Genomic DNA, 16,449 nt, shown 5'->3' on the forward strand with positions numbered 1-16,449 from the left:
TATGTAAGATGTGCCTTATTTTGCCGCATATTCAGAAACTTAAAAATGATTTTAGTATGGAACTGACGATTATTGATACAAGCGCGTATCAAGAACTGAGAAAGCTGGTCAGTACACTGGCCGCACAAATGGGTGACTTTCAAAAAAAGATTGCCCCGCCCGCACTGGGCAAATGAATGGATGCGCAGGAAGTATGTTTGGCATTGGGCATATCTAAAAGATGCCTGCAAAACTATCGGGATAACGGACTTATCCCTTACTTGAATGTAGGAGGAAAGTTCTTCTACCGGGAAGTGGATATTCAGGAGATTTTGGAAAGCGGACTAACTAAAAGAAAATAAAGGGATGGCAGAGATTATCACAAAAGATTCGGAAGAGTTTAAGGATTTGATCGGATGGATCAGGAGAATGGGAAAAGCGGTGGAGGAAGCAACGGCACGGATACGTCCGACAATCGTAGACGAACATTACCTGACCGGGGACGATGTATGTGCCATGCTGCACATCTCATGACGCACACTGCAAACGCTGAGAGATGAAAAGGCAGTGCCATATACCAATATCGGGGGAAACTGCTTTATCCCGAAAGCGGGCTATATGATGTACTGAGAAAGAATTATAGGGATTTCAGACGTTTTAAGCATTAGAACAATTATGTTCCAAACTGCCGGAGATGGATGTGCCTGCTGATGTTGTCCACAGCCGGGAAGATCCAATCCAGAAACAAGGAAACAGACAGCAACGGGCAAAACATATCGTTTCGATTATTCCACACAAGAAAGAAAAGAAACAATTAATTATTTAGAGTTTATGGAAGAGAAGAAAATGCAAATGGCTGAAAGCGGCAGCTTGTATATGACGCTGGATGCCTTTTACCGTCCCATGTATCTGAGTATGCGGGGACAGGGAGAAGAAGGCTTTTCCCGTTACATCAGCAATAACGTACGGTTTCATACACCAGGCCGGGTATTTGTACCCGATCACTGAATGTTCCGTTTCGACTTCCGGGACAAGGTGATGATTCCGCCTATATTTGTAACGGACAATGCGGATTATCTGGAACGGCTGTGTCTGGTGCTGGAGAGGGAAAAGATTCATCCTTCAGGGATAGTGAGGTTACGGGATACGGCATTCTGTGAGGAAAGGAGCATCGTGCTTCAACCGGCTGAGAAATCTGCAACTGATGAGTGTGCCTCTCTCAAAGGAGTAGCAGCGGATTATCTCGCTGCTGGTTACACGACCGGATAATGCCCGGTTTCTGGAAACGGAAATGAAAGGGGGATACCGTTCAAAAAGAAAGGACAAGGTGTAAATATTTAATTCTTTGATGTATGGAAAATGAACAGAAGGGAACGCCAAAAGGCGGCAGTGTACACTTCATGTGTATTTTTTTTTGATCTGTTTACAGTCAAATAACAACTTAAAACTGTATCAAATAAACATATCCAAGTATTCTTTTTTTGCCATATTTTCAAAAGGACTATGCATCACGCACTGTCCTTTTCTTATTAGAACTTTAAACACCCGAATATCTTACCAATTTGGTTTTCGTCATTACCTGTCTAGCCATGCTCCTACCTTCTCTTTAAAGAAGAAAGTATAGAGGAATGCTCCTATCCAGCTTGTAAGGACTACCAGCAGGATTGCCATAAGTTTTTTTTCTTTCGGTATTCTCAGGCAACCTATTTCCCAGGCGCATCTTATAGTCAGAACTATTCCAACGACCCAAATAGCAAGAATATTCATACCTGTATAAATTAAATGAGAGATAGTAAATCGAGATATAAAGGTTTATATGACAGTCTTAATCAAGCTGCTTTTTTACTTCATCTTTAGCTTTATTATAATCCTTTTTTACTTCTTTTTTTACCTTTTCCGTACCTTGTTGCACGTCTTTCTTGGTTTCTTTCCAGGCATCTTTGACTTTGTCGGCACCATCCTCTATTTTGTTAGAGGCCTTGTCTAATGCGTCATTTACGTTTTCTTTTGCATTTTCAATCTGCTGTTCTGTCCGGTTCTGTTCTTTTTTGTCCCGACAGGATGGCGCGGACAGTGCAAATAAAATTGTTAGTGTGATAAACATTATCTTTTTCATATAGTTCTCTATTTTTGCTTGTTATACAATATGCTTTAGGATTTCCGGTGGAGAAACCAGTTCTCCACCGGGATGAAGATTTAGACTTCATACTGTCGGAAGATCAAGTTATTTCTTCTCCGATTTTTTGTTTGAAGCAGCAGGCTTACTTTCTTTAGCTTTGCTTTGGGTACACTTTTTGCTACCCTTTGCTTCCATCTGTTTTTTTTCGTTCTTTGTTGTCATAAAATTTAGTTTTTAAGTTAAACAATAGTAGAACCGGAAGTCTTATTTGTTTCCGTTCTTAGCATTTCCATATTCACACCAACGCATTTCTCCTTTAGGGATATGGGAGAGTATCTCGCTGCTCCGTTCCTTGGCTAGTTTTTCATCTGTTTGGCGTACTTCCTTTTCCGTACGTTTGGTGCCTTCAGGTTTACGTTGGAGTAATCCGTCGGTACTTCTGACTTCCTCCAGTGGATTCTCAATATATTGCCATTCTTCTTTGAGCCTCGTACTTTTGCCTTCGTTCCATGGTCCGCGGGTTTCCTTTCCTTTGGAATCATTAAAATAAAGGTTGCTGTATCGGGGGGATGTTTGGAATACTCCCGGAGGAAAGTTAGGCTGAATAGTTTCCAGAGCGGCCTCAAACTGTTGAAAATGGGTCACTTCGCGAGTCATAAGGAACGTGAGCGTTTCTTTTACAAGTGGGTCATCCGTAAGTGGGATAAGGTTTTCGTAACCTATTTTGGCACGTGCTTCACCCGCCATGTTGGAACGCAGGTCCACTGTCAGGTCAGCATTGGCCGATACATAGGTGGCACACCATGGGTTCCCGTTGCTATCGGTCAGTACGGGACTGCCGGGAGCTGTTACCAGAAAGGCAGGATTGGTGAAGGCTTGGTGGATAAGATCCTCTTTGCCTGCTTTTCCTTCCATCATGGTACGCAGAGGAGTATCTTCCAACACATCCTTCATTTCTCCGTTTACTGGTCCGAGGAGCATCTGGATGGTTGCACCTACGATTTCAAGATGACCGAACTCCTCAGTGGCAATATCCATGAGCATGTCATATTTGTCAGGGTAGGGGTTATGGCAACTGAATGCCTGTACAAAATACTGTAGAGCGGATTTCAACTCACCGTTGGCCCCTCCGAATGCCTCAAGCATCACACGAGCAAAACGAGGATCCGGCTGTGATACACGGGCATTGAACTGAAGATCTTTTACATGGTAAAACATAACAGATTCATTTTTAAGTTAATAATTCAGGTTAATTTTAGATGTACATCTGTATATTAAAGATAGGAATATCCTTGCCGGGCCGTATATACAGACCGGAAGAGGTTTGTCCAATCAAGTCAAGAGGGTAAAGTTGTCGGTAGAGATATAAATGAGAAAGGATCGGAGAAAATAAATTTTATTCCTCCAGTTTGTCCAGTTCAGACATATATTTCTTTATATAATGACAATTTCCGTCGCATATCCTTTTCCGCACTCCCACGGAAAGGGAAGAGTCCATACATTTGTTTCCGAACAGACAGCTGCACCTGAGTCTATACGCTTCCAAGCTTTTATTCCTCTCATCCGTACGGCCCTCTGTATAGGCGGACAGGCATAGCGTGTACAATTCTTCATAACTCTTTTCCCGCAGGGATGCGGGAGTATATTGGCATTTATTGTTCCATTTCATATTCATTAATCATTAATTCAGGTGAAATGGATCGGGAAGCATTGAAAATACATCCCGTAATTTTAGTTGCTTGTTATAGTAGCCTATTTTTTGGCTTCTAAAGCAGCTGCATGGACTTTACTTTTCAGGGTGTCAGCCTTTTCGGCAACGTCAAAGGTCGCATCTGCAACCTTATCGGCGGTTTTGGTCCCTGCATCCAGTGCTTTGTCTCTCACGGTTTCTGCAAGGCTTTCAGCACGATCGGCAATCTTTGCCATGGCATTGTGAATTTTCTTTTTTAGCATCTTGGCTTTTGCCGTACGTGAAAAACGTTGAGCAAGTGCTCCGATAGCCGAACCTATTGCCAGCCCAATCAAAAAGTTAGATTTACTAGTTTCCATAATTAAAAAGGGTTTAGGTTAATAAAAAATTAAATATCAGTTCTTCTGGGATGACGAAAGAAGGATATGATCCACAATAATAGAACTGCACCGATAACAGAGGTGAAAAGGCTACCCAGAAGGCCTGTGGTAGTAATTCCCAACAAGCCGAATACCCAGCCACCCAATACGCCACCTACAATACCTACGAGTAGGTTAATGAGAAGTCCGAAACCGCCTCCTCTCATAATCTTGCCGGCTATGAGTCCGGCAACGATTCCAATGATAATGTACCAAATAAAATACATAATATTAAGTTTTAGTTAAAATAATACTGTTGGAACAGATGGCTTGAGGAATCATATTAGACGGAAAACCATCGGTTCCGTTTTGAAAAAAAAACATGCTGTGTAAGAAAATGGTTTGGGTGTAAAAAAGGATTTAACAACAATTTTCATTTTAATAATAGGCTGGCTGGCCATATTAGTACTGTTTATATGTTTATCCTCTGTAGTGTTTTATTGCCAGGTAACTATGTCATGCAGTCAATATTTCAAACTTGTAATAGATAAAAGTTGTGGCTTAATATTTTGATAATAAATGATATAACTCCATATGTCGTTCTTTCTGATGGCCGTTGGCTGAAGATGTATAACAACCGAAGATGCCTTGATACTATGGTATTGAATTCTCTCAGAGTTGTTTATAAGTAAACATAATCCTTCTTTCATCGTTATAATCTACACATATAAAATTTATGATATGAAAGGATTATTGTTAATTGGAATTTTTATGTTTTGCCCCGTTTCCATCTTATGGGGACAGGATAGGATAAAGCAATACGCAGGGACAGCCATGCCGTATCCTGTTGTGAAAGACTCGTTTGGCTTTTTTCAGGATAGTATGGTTCCGTTTTATATTAATCATCTGGGAAGACATGGAGCGCGTTTTCCAACTTCAGGAAAGGCTTTGAATAGAGTGAAGGAGATTTTGGAATTGGCTCAGCGAGAAAATAGGCTAACATCAGGAGGGGTAACCTTGCTTTCTACAATACAGAATCTATCGGAAACTTTTGACGGACAATGGGGGAAGTTATCAGTGGTGGGAGAGGAGGAACAACGGGGTATTGCCAGACGTATGATAGAACGCTATCCACAGTTATTCAGTGATTCTGCCAAAGTGCAGGCAATTGCGACATATGTTCCCCGTTGCATACATAGTATGGATGCATTTCTTGCTTGTATGGTGGAGTTTAATTCTTCTTTACACATACAACGCAATGAAGGGAAGCAATATAATGATATTCTTCGTTTCTTCGATTTAAACCAATCTTATGTTGATTATAAAGAAAATGGTGATTGGCGTCCTATATACGAGACTTTTATGCGACGAAAGATTTCTCCTGCTTCTGTTATGAAAAACTTCTTTCTGGAATCAGGGCAGGAAACAGATAAGGAGGCAGAGGAATTTGTCATGGCTTTATTCTCCATTGCTGCCATACTACCAGATACAGGTACTCCGATAAATTTGGATGGTCTTTTCACAATAGGTGAATGGGATAATTACTGGCAGACTCAGAATTTGCGACAATATATGAGTAAAAGTTCTTCGCCGGTTGGGCGAATGTTGCCTGTTGCAATTGCATGGCCTCTGCTATCAGAATTTATTCATTCAGCTGATGAAGTGATAAAGGGCAAGTCGGATACCAGGGCGAACTTTCGTTTTGCTCATGCAGAGACAGTTATTCCTTTTGTAGCATTAATGGGTATAGAAGGAACGGATGTTAAAGTTGTTGTTCTTGATTCTGTATCTAAATATTGGAAAGATTATGAGATTGCTCCGATGGCTGCTAATGTACAGTGGATTTTTTATCATGACAAGGCTCGAGAAATATGGGTGAAATTTCTTTTGAATGAAAAAGAAATGACACTTCCTGTTTCAACTTCCCGTTTTCCTTATTATCGATGGGAAACTGTCTGCATGTATTTAAAGAAACGGGTTGAAATGGCGAAAAAGGTACTTGAATCTTTTTCAGATGATTGTAAATAAGGTAGATATGGGTTGAGTATTGGTGTGGTATGATTGTGATAGAATTGAAAAAGTATCTGTATTATCCCGGCGGTATAGAAATCATTATATACCGTCGGGATTTTTTTTGTTACATTGGATTTATATTAGTGGGGTGATTTGAGGATAAAGTGTGCGTACTATTTTTTCTCTTTTGCCAAATCAGCCAATTCATCCTTTTCAACGTAAATCGTTCGTGTTGGGAATGCGAAATCAATGCCTGCTTTATTGAATGAGTCTAGAATCTCCATATTTACATTTGAAGTTACCATTAAAATATCTCCCTGTTTTTCTATAAAATATATGTACATGATGTTCAGTGCAGAGTCTGTGTATTCTGTAAAAACAGCTGTGGTATCTGATGGTTTGGAAGATACATTTTCTATTCTTTTAGGAATGGCTTTCAGTATATTTAAAGCTTCTTTCATTTTTTCAGATGTTGTGTTGTATGTCAATCCAAGTTTCAAGACGACTCGACGCATCGGTTCGGAAGAGATATTTATGATAGAAGCATCTGTAACTTTATAATTAGGGAAAGTGATGATACGTTTATTGTAGTCCATGATTTTTGTACTTCGAACTCCAACATCAATCACAGTACCTTCGATATTATCCACGCGAATCGTATCACCTATGTTGAAAGGCTTATCTGTCAATATAGTGAAAGCGCCGAACACATTTTTTACAGTGTCTTGGGCTGCTAAGGCAAATGCGATACCTCCAATACCCAGAGTACCTAATAATGCACCAATATTGACTCCAATATTACTTAAGGCCATTACAAGACCGATTATCCACACAATGACCAGTATTGTCCGTCTGATAATGGGCATCATTTTGTTGTTTTGTCCATCCGATTGTCGTCCCCAGTAGATTTGCAATAAACTACTGGATAATCGGGCAAATATCCATGTGATATCCAGAATAATCAGTATCTTGTAAGCATTATCTATTACTTTTACAAAACTATCCGGAGAAACAAGCCTGTGAATAGCTATCCAAATACCTAATAACATAATTGCAAACTTGACGGGTGATTCTAAAGAATAATAAATTATATCATCCAGCCGATTATTGGTACGGGTGATAAATGGATTGAGTACTTTTCTGCTGAAGAATGATATTAACTTCATCAAAACAATTGTTCCTAAAATAATAAGTATGGAAATACCCCAGTCTTCTAAAGTATTTCCCCAGATTTCTCTTTCTAACATAGCTGGAAATTTTTTAATTAAACATTTTATGGAATATCCTTGATTTTGGATTATGTAAAAACAAACGGATAAAGAAAAATTCCTATTCATAATCAAGTAAATTATGTATATGAAAAGAAATATTAAGATAATTTGCATTACTCCATTGGAGATGGTTAAAAACATTGGAGGCGTTTTTATAATGCTTAATGTGATGTTGTGTTATACTTTTTTCTTACTAAACTATAATTTACATTTATAGTGGGAACCATCTTATTATTTATTTTGTTAAGTTACTCATCAATTTTAAATTAAATAGTTATGGAAAATGGAGTAATGATGCAGTATTTTGAGTGGAATCTTCCGAATGACGGAAAGTTGTGGAAACAGTTGAGAGAGGATGCGTCGCATCTACATGAAATAGGTGTGACAGCGATCTGGATACCACCTGCATATAAAGCAGATGAACAGCAGGATGAAGGATATGCTACTTATGATTTGTATGATTTGGGTGAGTTTGAACAAAAAGGAACTGTGAGGACTAAATACGGAACGAAAGATGAATTGAAGGAGATGATTGATGAACTTCACAAAAATAAGATTGCTGTATATCTGGATGTCGTTTTGAATCATAAAGCAGGTGGTGATTTTACGGAAAAGTTTATGGTGGTGGAAGTAGATCCTGATCAAAGAAATAAAGCTTTGGGGAAACCTTATGAAATACAAGGATGGACCGGATATAGCTTTCATGGACGTAAAGATAAATATTCGGATTTTAAGTGGCATTATTATCATTTTTCCGGGACTGGATTTGATGATGCTCGAAAGCGAAGTGGTATATTTCAGATTCAAGGAGAAGGAAAAGCCTGGAGTGATGGTGTAGATGAAGAGAATGGCAATTACGATTTTCTTTTATGTAATGATATTGACCTGGATCACCCTGAGGTTGTCGCCGAACTGGATCGTTGGGGCAAATGGGTTTCAAATGAACTTGATCTTGATGGAATGCGTTTGGATGCAATTAAGCATATGAAAGATCAGTTCGTTGCACAGTTTCTGGATACGGTAAGAAGTGAGAGAGGTGATGACTTCTATGCTGTGGGAGAATATTGGAACGGTGACTTGGAAACATTGGATAATTATCTGGAAGCAGTAGGGCATAAAGTTAACTTGTTTGATGTTCCGTTACATTATAATATGTTTCAGGCATCACAAGAAGGAAAAGATTATGATTTGCGGAATATTCTGAAGAATACTTTAGTGGAGCACCATTGTGAACTTGCTGTGACTTTTGTTGATAATCATGATTCGCAGCATGGAAGTTCTTTGGAATCACAGGTTGAAGATTGGTTCAAGCCATTGGCGTATGGTCTTATTTTTATGATGAAGGATGGTTATCCCTGTTTGTTCTATGGTGATTATTATGGGGTGAAAGGAGAGAAATCGCCACATACTAAAATTATAGATATTCTATTGAATGCAAGGAAAAAGTATGCGTATGGTGATCAAGTTGATTATTTCGACCATCCATCAACCGTAGGCTTTATTCGTACAGGAGATGGGGAACATGTTAATTCAGGCTTGGTATTTTTAATCTCGAATGATGAAGCGGGAAGTAAAACGATGTGTTTAGGGAAAGAACATGCAGGTGAAGTGTGGTGCGAAATTACCGGAAGTATTCCGGATGAAGTAACTTTGGATAAAGAAGGAAATGGAGAGTTCTCTGTGGATGCGCGTAATCTTGCTGTTTGGGTAAAAAAAGCATGAGATGACGGAACAATTCATAGGAAAGAAAAAGTTAAGCCTATCCTTATTAATCAAGATTGTAAAGGATACCGGACAAGGGTTTATTGATGATAGTGTCACTAGATTAAGCGGATCGTTAGCTTATGCGACACTATTTTCAATTATCCCCTTTCTTTCTCTTTTAGTTACTATTGGGGTAGCTTTGCATATGGATTTGGCTAATCAGTTGTATATTCAGTTGGAACCGATAGTGGGAGCGGAGGTAATTGGGGCACTTCGCTTAATTATAGAAAATGCAGAAAGAACGGACTCTTCCGCATCTGCAGCTATTGTTAGCCTGGGAATTTCTATATTTGGTGCTACTACCATTTTTGCAGAAATACAAAGTTCCTTAAATTCGATTTGGGGAATAAAGGCCGTGCCAAAGAAGAGTTGGCTGAAATATATTCAGAATCGGTTACTTTCATTCTCGATAATTTTAGTATTTGCTTTCGTGCTTCTGATAACATTTAGTATAACCAATATTATTGGAGACTTGAGCAATAAGTTTATGGCCAGCTATCCGGAAGTGGCAGGGTTTATTGTGAAAGTTGTGGGACAAGTATTAAACATAGGTGTTACAGTTATTATTTTTGTATTGATTTTTAAGGTTCTGCCTGATGCAAAAATAAAAAGTAAGGATGTTTTTATTGGAGCTGTAGTGACAACGCTATTATTGTTGGTAGGGCAATGGGGAATATCCTTTTACATCGGAATTGCGAATGTAGGAACTATCTATGGTGCAGCGGCATTCATGGTTGTTTTTATTACATGGATTTATTATTCTGCCATTATTGTCTACGCAGGTGCAGAGTTCACTAAAGCATGGGCTAATGAAATGGGAAGCAAAATTTTCCCGGATGAATATGCGGTAGCAACGAAAATGGTTGAAGTACGTGAGCCTTGACAAGTGGAGGCCCTTGTTTTGCATTCCGGTCAATAATAGTAATATTAGTACTGGGGGATATCATAAACGACTTAAAGAATATCATGTCATACAAAGTATACCCCCGTAAAAGTAATCATCTAAATAATACCATAGTTAAGAATTTCTTTTTGGGTTAAAAGGAAAAGAGCCCAATGTAATATCGGACTCTTTCTTAAATAAGTAAACAATTTACTGTCAAACTTTTCGGGGTAGTTCATTAGAATCTGTACCCATATCCCAGCATGATAGCTACATTGTCATCCTTGGCAAACATAAACCTAGCCTCGGCATTCAGATAACTACGTTCGGAGATAGGTAGTGTAATACCCCCTCCCAGATTAAAGGCGAATTTGGTGGAGTTGCTTCGGTCTATTTCTATTTCTTTACCGTCTACTTCCATACTCTTTTTCCCATAGAAATTATTTTGCATGCCGATGCCTGCAAGAGGGTATACGGAAAATCCCTGACCGTCTTTCTTGAAATTGAATACATAATGGAAATTCACGCTCACATCCAATCCGGTAATCTTGTCTTTAGGAAAATAGAAAGTTACATCCGGAGCAATCCGGAGATTATTCGCTATCGCGTAACGTCCTTGTACTCCCAAACCGAACCTCTCATAGTTCGTTTGATAACCGATGTTGCCCATCAAAGAGCCTTCACCTTTAACTGTTTGGGCATTTATGCCCACAGATGCCAATGCAATCATGGCCAGCAAGAATAATTTTTTCATAATTAAGGCATTTAGTTAATAAAATATTTATTTAAAAGAAGAATGATCTCCTTTTAATGGAAATAACAAACGTTTGCTTACATTTGTTTGCTATATATTGTTACATATACAAAGATTTTTGATGTTAAGATACGAGCGCTTTTCTCAATTTTTTATAAAGCAAAAAATGATGTTAATTCCGTTTTTATGCCTCGAACCATTTTTTTTAATGCTGTGTTTTTAGTATATGGCAGGGATTAAAGTTGGTTACATTTGAATTGCCAGTTTGTAGAGAAAGGAGCAAGTGGTATATTACATTGTCGTAACTGACTGAACCTGCATTGTTACGAAAGGATAAAATATCAGGATTGTTTCATTATTAAAATCTACAGCCATGAAAAGTCTAAGTTTTGATTTGCGGATCAGGCTAATAGCCAGTTCTGTCATCGGGGCAATCGTTTATTTCTTTTCAAGTTCCCGCAGGTAGGTAAAGTGATAATAAAATAAAGGATCGCAGGATATGCCTTTATATTGGAAATAAGCGGATGATATATCTATCTATATATTTACATGTAAATTTCAGAACTGAGTGTGTTACTTTAAAAAATAGTTTATGTATTTTTTATGGTACATTATTATCGGGACTTATAACAGAAAGAAAATTGAACTTTAATTATTTTAATCGTTTAAAACCAACTTAATTATGGAAAATAGAAATTCTAGTTTATGGATCGGCCTGGGAATAGGTACGGTCATCGGTACTCTGGCTTATCGTTTCTCACGTACTTCAAAAGCCAAGAAATTGAAGGAAAAAGTATTTAACGCTTTTCATAAGATAACCGGTCAGACGGAAGACCTGTTAGATGAAGCTAAGGAAAAAGTGGCGGATACCGGAAAAGTTGTAGTGGATAAGGCAGTCGATAAAGTTCAAGATGGCGCTGATGCTGTAAAGGACGCATTGAAAGGTGCGAAGAAAGATGTCAAACAAGGAGCTGAAAAGGCCAAGACAGAAATAAAGGAAGGGTATGAAGATGTAAAAAAAAGAAGCAAGTGAAAACTTAATTGATTTTTTTATATATCATTCTGTTAGTAGTAATATCTTATATAAAGAAGAATTATGATTGGATTTGTAATATGGATTATAGGATTGGTCTTAACTATCAAAGCTGCTCTAGAGATATGGCGTATTCATGCGCCGGCGGAAAGAAGGTTAATAGCCATTATCCTGGTAGTTTTGACCAGTTGGGTAGGATTGTTGTTCTATTACTTTTATGGTAAGCCTCGTATGGCACAGTGGCTGGGGACCGGTCTTGAAAGGTATTGATGGTCACATAGCTGTTTATGCTGAATAGATAGGAATATCCCAAAATAAAAATGTGTTGGTTGATAGAAGTGACCGATTTATTTTTGTTTTGGGATGTTTGTATAGGAGTATACAAAGGTAATGTCAAAAGTATATGAGACTTGTCATTATGATAATATTTTAGGCACGGATTACGCGGGGTAAATTAAAACCGTGAAATCCGTACCTAAAAGAATGCACAGAGAGAGAGGTCTTTTCTTCTTGTCTGTCTTACCAATATTTTTCGATTCTATCATAGCCGAAAACGTGACTACGTTCATCTTTAATATCTTGCAGCTTATGACAAATTATTTGCGCTCCGATCATGCTGAAAGTGATTCCGTTTCCGCCATATCCCAGATCGAAAAATATTCGTTCCTTGCCGGGCCAATTGCCGATGAAAGGTAGCCCGTCTTTGGTGCTACTGAAGGTACCGCACCATGCCATTTCTGTTTTGAAAGGGATATCGGGGAATAGTTTTCTGATTTTTCTCTCCAAGATACGGATTTTCTTTCTGAGTAGTGAGTCACGGTGTTCTGGATCGCTGAACTTTTCATCCTCACCACCTACAATAATACGGTTTCCGTCGGTGGTACGGATATAAAGATATGGATCGGCTGTTTCCCAGATCAGGCAATGTTCCGGCCAGAGATATTCGGGGGCTACCGGATGTGATATGAGTGCATAAGTAGAAGTCAAATCCATAATTTTTTTGGGAAGGAATTGTCCGGCCTCAAATCCGGTGGCTACGATTACATATCCGCACTTAATTTTATTTCCTTTGTCTGTTATCATGATACAGCCATCAGATGTTTCAGTGCACTTCTTTATGTTGGTATGGGTAAAGACCTTCAGACCGTTCTCCTTCATATGATAGGTGAGCAGTCCGGTTGCAGCTCTGTAGGCATCCATCTGTGCGGATGTTTCATTCACCAGGGCATTGCCGGGCACTTTCACCTTATATCGTTTTCTGATTTCTTGTTTCTTGAGCAGATTGACCGGCAATTCATGCTTTTGCCGTATTTCGTATTCTTGTTCCAGAAGTTTGTTGTCTGCCGAGCAGCTGGCATAAAAGACGCTGGACAATTGCTCAAATCCGGCATCGACATCTGTTTCCTTTAGTACTTTCTTTATATCAGAAATGGATTGCAGGCATGCATGATAGGCGGTTGCTGCATTTTCTTCGCTGATGATTTTTGCCATCCGGCAGAGGGGTACGTCTATTTCATATTGTAGTAAAGCGGTACTTGCAGCAGAGCTTCCGGTTGCGATGCTGCGTTTGTCAATCACGCAACATTCTATTCCGGCACGACACAATTCGTGTGCCATCAAAGCGCCTGTTATACCCGAACCTACGATGACGATATCTGTTGACAGATCATCCTCCAAAGGGTGGAAATAGTCCAATAGGGAATTTCTGACGATCCAATAGGGTAAACCTGAATGTAAGTCCATAATATATTTTGTTAATTCCCCCTTACTTTCTTCCTGTTGAGAAACAGGAAGAAAGTAAGGGGGGAGTGAGAAATGGGAAAGCCGTTTTATTGAAATTTGCTTTCCGTTTACGGTAGTAGATTATTTGCCTTCTTCGATAGTACAAATGCTGACACGGTTCCAGTCCGGTTCGGAGAACATATCACCGATTCCTTGTCCTTCGGCGGTAATGCGGGTGTCGTTAATCTTGTATTTTTTTACAAGTATAGACTTCACAGCTTGGGCACGTGCTTTTGCCAGTTTCTCATTGAAAGCGAGGTTACCTTCGGGAGAGGCATATCCTTTGATGACGACTTTAGCTTCGGGATGTTTTTTCATGTAAATGGCTACACGTTCCACATTAGGCAGTTGGGAAGCATCAACCACAGACTTTCCTTGTCTGAAGGTGATGATGGATTCTGGAATGCGGTTGGTTTTTACCACGGTTTCTATGTTGGCAGCTTGGGTTCTGCAATCTGCCAGTTCCTTTTGTAAGTTGTTGGCCTGTTGTACGGCATTGCTCAGTTGCATGTCCTTGTCGCTCAGTTGTGATCGCAGGCGGTTGACTGCATCATTTAGCTCGCCTACTTCTACTGGGTCGTAAGGCTTCACTGTTGTGAAATGATGTGAGCCGTTGCTGCATATGAAATGGTAGGTCAGTCCGGCAGTCAGTTCAAAAGTGGCATTGTTGGCGTTGAAACGGCTTTTAGTTTTGCTGAAGTCTCCTTGCATATCATATACGATAGCTGGTTTGATACCGAATGTCCATGCTTTTTCCTCACCTAGGTTGAAGTTCAAGTTCAGACCAAGGCGTGTAGACCAGGAATTTGTATCACCGGGGCCATTCTGATAGTAATGTAGCCAGCCGATACCTGTCAGAGTCTCGATTTCAAAAACGCGTGGTTCGCCCATATAACCTCCAAAGAGATTCATCAGGTTGACTTTACCGAGTAAGCTCACTTCGGAAGCATCAAATGCAGTTTTGCTGGCTGAGGTATTTACATATCCCATACCTTGAATACCTAGACCGAATATAGGAGTAAGTTGTTTTCCGATTCCGAATCCGAAGGCCGGTCGGGCATTTTTTAAGAAGGAGCTGTGAGTCAAAGGGGTTACAGCACCAGCTTTCAGTTCAATAGACCAGTTATCACCAGGGCGTGTGCCTTCAAGGGCCGTACGGTCATTTTGCGCATGCATGGTAAGAATACTCATGCTTAGTGCTAAAACAAAGATAGATTTTTTCATAATTAAATAAATTAATAGTAATACAATAAATATGTCACACACGTTGTACTGTCTGTTGTGTAGTTATGACTGTGCATAATCTAATGAATTACTTTGTCATAACCTTTGTTTAAAAAACAGCCCGTTAAAAAGGATGGTTCGAAAAATAGAAATGGATTTAACATCTATTTAAGAAGTCGGAGGGTGTCAGAAGCCTGTATTGGCAGTGAAAGTACATCATAGATATATAAGGTGCAAATTCTTGGATTTATATATAACGGCATCAAATATAACTTTATATATACATGCGTTTTTTAACACAAATATCTGTTGAAATGACAAATATTCATCAAACAAATATTCTTTCAATGCTGTTTTTTATAGAGATACAAATCATAGTATTAATTAAAAACCTGACAATTATGAAAAAATTAAGTTTCGCAGGACTGAAGGGTAGAGTGTCCTGGGGCAGTGTTTTCGGCGGTGTCATGACTGTATTGGCAATATCCGTGTTACTGTCTATTTTAAATTCAAGTATTGGTTTGTTTATGTTTGATCCATTATCAGATCACCCGGTTGCGGGCATCGGCACTGCTGTTGGAATCGGATCCGCTATCATTCTGGTTGCCGGCATGGCTGCAGGAGGCTTTGTGGCCGGGAAACTGGCCGGTATGGACGGAATGATACACGGATTTCTGGTCTGGGCGACCACACTGATTGTGGCTGTGGTACTGGGAATCTTTCTGGCTGTCGGTGCGGCAAAAATGACGGTGAATACTCTTGGAGCGGTCTCGTCCGTTACGGGCAGCGTTTTGTCTGGAACAGGTGATACCGTTGGAAACGGAGTTGCAGCATTATCAGAAGACGCAAAGGAACTGTTCGGAGAAATCGATTTTAATGCAACCCTGAAAGAAGGGAATATACCGCAGAATATCCGTACCGCACTTCTAAAAAGCGACGTGAAGGAACTTCAGCCGGATTACCTGCAGAAGCAACTGGCGGAAGTGAAGGATGACCTGGAAGCGTCCGTAAAAAAAATAGTACGTTCCCCACAACAAGCGGATGAGAGCATTGACAGTTTCCTTGACCGATTGAAACAACGTACAGAAAATATCAGCAAAAATATAGACCGGAATGATTTGGCTAAAGCTATAGCAAACAACACCAATATGTCAAAAGCGGAAGCAAATAAAACTATTGACCAATATATGAACCTGCTGGAAAATGCACGTATGGAAGCCGGCAAACTGATAGACAAACTGGAGGTGACCCTGAAGAAAGCCGCACAGGAATGGAAAGAAATCAAGCATGAGGCACTCGTGGCTGCCGATAAGGCAACGGATGCCGCAGCGAGGTCCGCACTGATTTCGTTCCTTGCAATTCTCTCCGGAGCGGTATTGTGCTGTATTGCAGGCGCCTACGGTAGCAGGAAGACCCAAGAAAGGGTGGATATCTGACAGTATTTCATTAAATCAAGTAAGAAGTTCGGTCCCCCAAACAGTATGACAGGTTGATGTCATTTTTAAGCATGTTATATCTTTTCCGAAATCGGGCCAACTGATATCCGCATTATAAAAGGCAATGACTAACTTGCATTGC

Annotated in this window: 19 protein-coding genes and 1 pseudogene; 10 read left to right on the plus strand and 10 right to left on the minus strand. The window is 39.6% G+C overall.

Annotated elements, in window-relative coordinates; translation table 11 throughout:
- The first annotated feature begins 176 nt into the window (after positions 1–176).
- From VYM24_RS14850 to VYM24_RS14865, 4 genes and pseudogenes are all read left to right on the plus strand, one after another.
- The gene (locus tag VYM24_RS14850) at positions 177–341 is read left to right on the plus strand and encodes a helix-turn-helix domain-containing protein (RefSeq protein WP_025076627.1); all 165 of its coding nucleotides are present in this window, start codon (positions 177–179) and stop codon (positions 339–341) included.
- Positions 342–345: 4 nt separating this feature from the next.
- Positions 346–647, plus strand: a pseudogene (locus tag VYM24_RS14855) (helix-turn-helix domain-containing protein).
- Positions 648–810: 163 nt separating this feature from the next.
- Positions 811–987, plus strand: coding sequence for a hypothetical protein (locus tag VYM24_RS14860; protein WP_016278381.1), 177 nt, complete (start codon positions 811–813; stop codon positions 985–987).
- Positions 988–1,248, plus strand: coding sequence for a hypothetical protein (locus tag VYM24_RS14865; RefSeq protein WP_025076626.1), 261 nt, complete (start codon positions 988–990; stop codon positions 1,246–1,248).
- Between the two features lie 306 nt (positions 1,249–1,554).
- Here the strand turns inward: VYM24_RS14865 and VYM24_RS14870 are convergent, their stop codons facing one another.
- The 6 genes from VYM24_RS14870 to VYM24_RS14895 all read right to left on the minus strand — a co-directional run bounded on the left by VYM24_RS14870 (position 1,555) and on the right by VYM24_RS14895 (position 4,434).
- Positions 1,555–1,746 carry a hypothetical protein gene (locus VYM24_RS14870; protein WP_016278380.1) on the minus strand — a complete coding sequence of 64 codons (192 nt, stop codon included), beginning with the start codon at positions 1,744–1,746 and terminating at the stop codon, positions 1,555–1,557.
- A 58-nt stretch (positions 1,747–1,804) separates the two neighbouring features.
- On the minus strand, positions 1,805–2,095 hold the full coding sequence (locus VYM24_RS14875; RefSeq protein WP_195210053.1) for a YtxH domain-containing protein: 291 nt from the start codon (positions 2,093–2,095) through the stop codon (positions 1,805–1,807).
- 267 nt (positions 2,096–2,362) lie between these two features.
- Positions 2,363–3,316, minus strand: coding sequence for a manganese catalase family protein (locus tag VYM24_RS14880; RefSeq protein ID WP_044534897.1), 954 nt, complete (start codon positions 3,314–3,316; stop codon positions 2,363–2,365).
- A gap of 178 nt (positions 3,317–3,494) precedes the next feature.
- On the minus strand, positions 3,495–3,767 hold the full coding sequence (locus tag VYM24_RS14885) for a hypothetical protein (RefSeq protein WP_016272768.1): 273 nt from the start codon (positions 3,765–3,767) through the stop codon (positions 3,495–3,497).
- Between the two features lie 83 nt (positions 3,768–3,850).
- Entirely contained in the window at positions 3,851–4,147 is a 297-nt protein-coding gene (locus VYM24_RS14890) for a YtxH domain-containing protein (protein WP_120129981.1), read from the minus strand.
- Positions 4,148–4,176: 29 nt separating this feature from the next.
- The gene (locus VYM24_RS14895) at positions 4,177–4,434 is read right to left on the minus strand and encodes a GlsB/YeaQ/YmgE family stress response membrane protein (RefSeq protein ID WP_016278377.1); all 258 of its coding nucleotides are present in this window, start codon (positions 4,432–4,434) and stop codon (positions 4,177–4,179) included.
- 454 nt (positions 4,435–4,888) lie between these two features.
- On the opposite strand from VYM24_RS14895, the gene VYM24_RS14900 reads away from it, so the two are divergent.
- Positions 4,889–6,175: a histidine-type phosphatase gene (locus VYM24_RS14900; protein ID WP_306562424.1), complete on the plus strand. Its 1,287-nt coding sequence runs from the start codon at positions 4,889–4,891 to the stop codon at positions 6,173–6,175.
- A gap of 158 nt (positions 6,176–6,333) precedes the next feature.
- Here the strand turns inward: VYM24_RS14900 and VYM24_RS14905 are convergent, their stop codons facing one another.
- Positions 6,334–7,407 carry a mechanosensitive ion channel family protein gene (locus VYM24_RS14905; protein ID WP_016272765.1) on the minus strand — a complete coding sequence of 358 codons (1,074 nt, stop codon included), beginning with the start codon at positions 7,405–7,407 and terminating at the stop codon, positions 6,334–6,336.
- A 300-nt stretch (positions 7,408–7,707) separates the two neighbouring features.
- Here VYM24_RS14905 and VYM24_RS14910 point away from each other — a divergent pair, with 300 nt between their 5' ends.
- On the plus strand, positions 7,708–9,153 hold the full coding sequence (locus tag VYM24_RS14910) for an alpha-amylase (RefSeq protein ID WP_138292036.1): 1,446 nt from the start codon (positions 7,708–7,710) through the stop codon (positions 9,151–9,153).
- Position 9,154: 1 nt separating this feature from the next.
- On the plus strand, positions 9,155–10,078 hold the full coding sequence (locus VYM24_RS14915; RefSeq protein WP_118216013.1) for a YihY/virulence factor BrkB family protein: 924 nt from the start codon (positions 9,155–9,157) through the stop codon (positions 10,076–10,078).
- A 238-nt stretch (positions 10,079–10,316) separates the two neighbouring features.
- On the opposite strand, the gene VYM24_RS14920 is transcribed toward VYM24_RS14915, so the two are convergent.
- A complete protein-coding gene (locus VYM24_RS14920) occupies positions 10,317–10,832 on the minus strand; it encodes an outer membrane protein (RefSeq protein ID WP_007665883.1) in 516 nt (171 codons plus the stop codon).
- Between the two features lie 682 nt (positions 10,833–11,514).
- Between VYM24_RS14920 and VYM24_RS14925 the strand changes: the two genes are divergently transcribed.
- Positions 11,515–11,865 (plus strand): YtxH domain-containing protein, encoded by a 351-nt coding sequence (locus VYM24_RS14925; protein ID WP_007665880.1) that lies wholly within the window; start codon positions 11,515–11,517, stop codon positions 11,863–11,865.
- A gap of 63 nt (positions 11,866–11,928) precedes the next feature.
- Positions 11,929–12,135 carry a hypothetical protein gene (locus tag VYM24_RS14930; protein ID WP_007665878.1) on the plus strand — a complete coding sequence of 69 codons (207 nt, stop codon included), beginning with the start codon at positions 11,929–11,931 and terminating at the stop codon, positions 12,133–12,135.
- Positions 12,136–12,384: 249 nt separating this feature from the next.
- Here VYM24_RS14930 and VYM24_RS14935 read toward each other — a convergent pair whose 3' ends face one another.
- The gene (locus tag VYM24_RS14935; RefSeq protein WP_016278369.1) at positions 12,385–13,608 is read right to left on the minus strand and encodes an NAD(P)/FAD-dependent oxidoreductase; all 1,224 of its coding nucleotides are present in this window, start codon (positions 13,606–13,608) and stop codon (positions 12,385–12,387) included.
- Between the two features lie 120 nt (positions 13,609–13,728).
- Positions 13,729–14,871 carry an OmpA family protein gene (locus VYM24_RS14940; protein WP_016278368.1) on the minus strand — a complete coding sequence of 381 codons (1,143 nt, stop codon included), beginning with the start codon at positions 14,869–14,871 and terminating at the stop codon, positions 13,729–13,731.
- Positions 14,872–15,272: 401 nt separating this feature from the next.
- On the opposite strand from VYM24_RS14940, the gene VYM24_RS14945 reads away from it, so the two are divergent.
- A complete protein-coding gene (locus VYM24_RS14945) occupies positions 15,273–16,307 on the plus strand; it encodes a hypothetical protein (RefSeq protein ID WP_025076625.1) in 1,035 nt (344 codons plus the stop codon).
- Positions 16,308–16,449 lie beyond the last annotated feature (142 nt).

The organism is Bacteroides sp. MSB163, from assembly GCF_036416795.1.
In the GTDB taxonomy this organism is placed as follows: domain Bacteria; phylum Bacteroidota; class Bacteroidia; order Bacteroidales; family Bacteroidaceae; genus Bacteroides; species Bacteroides maternus.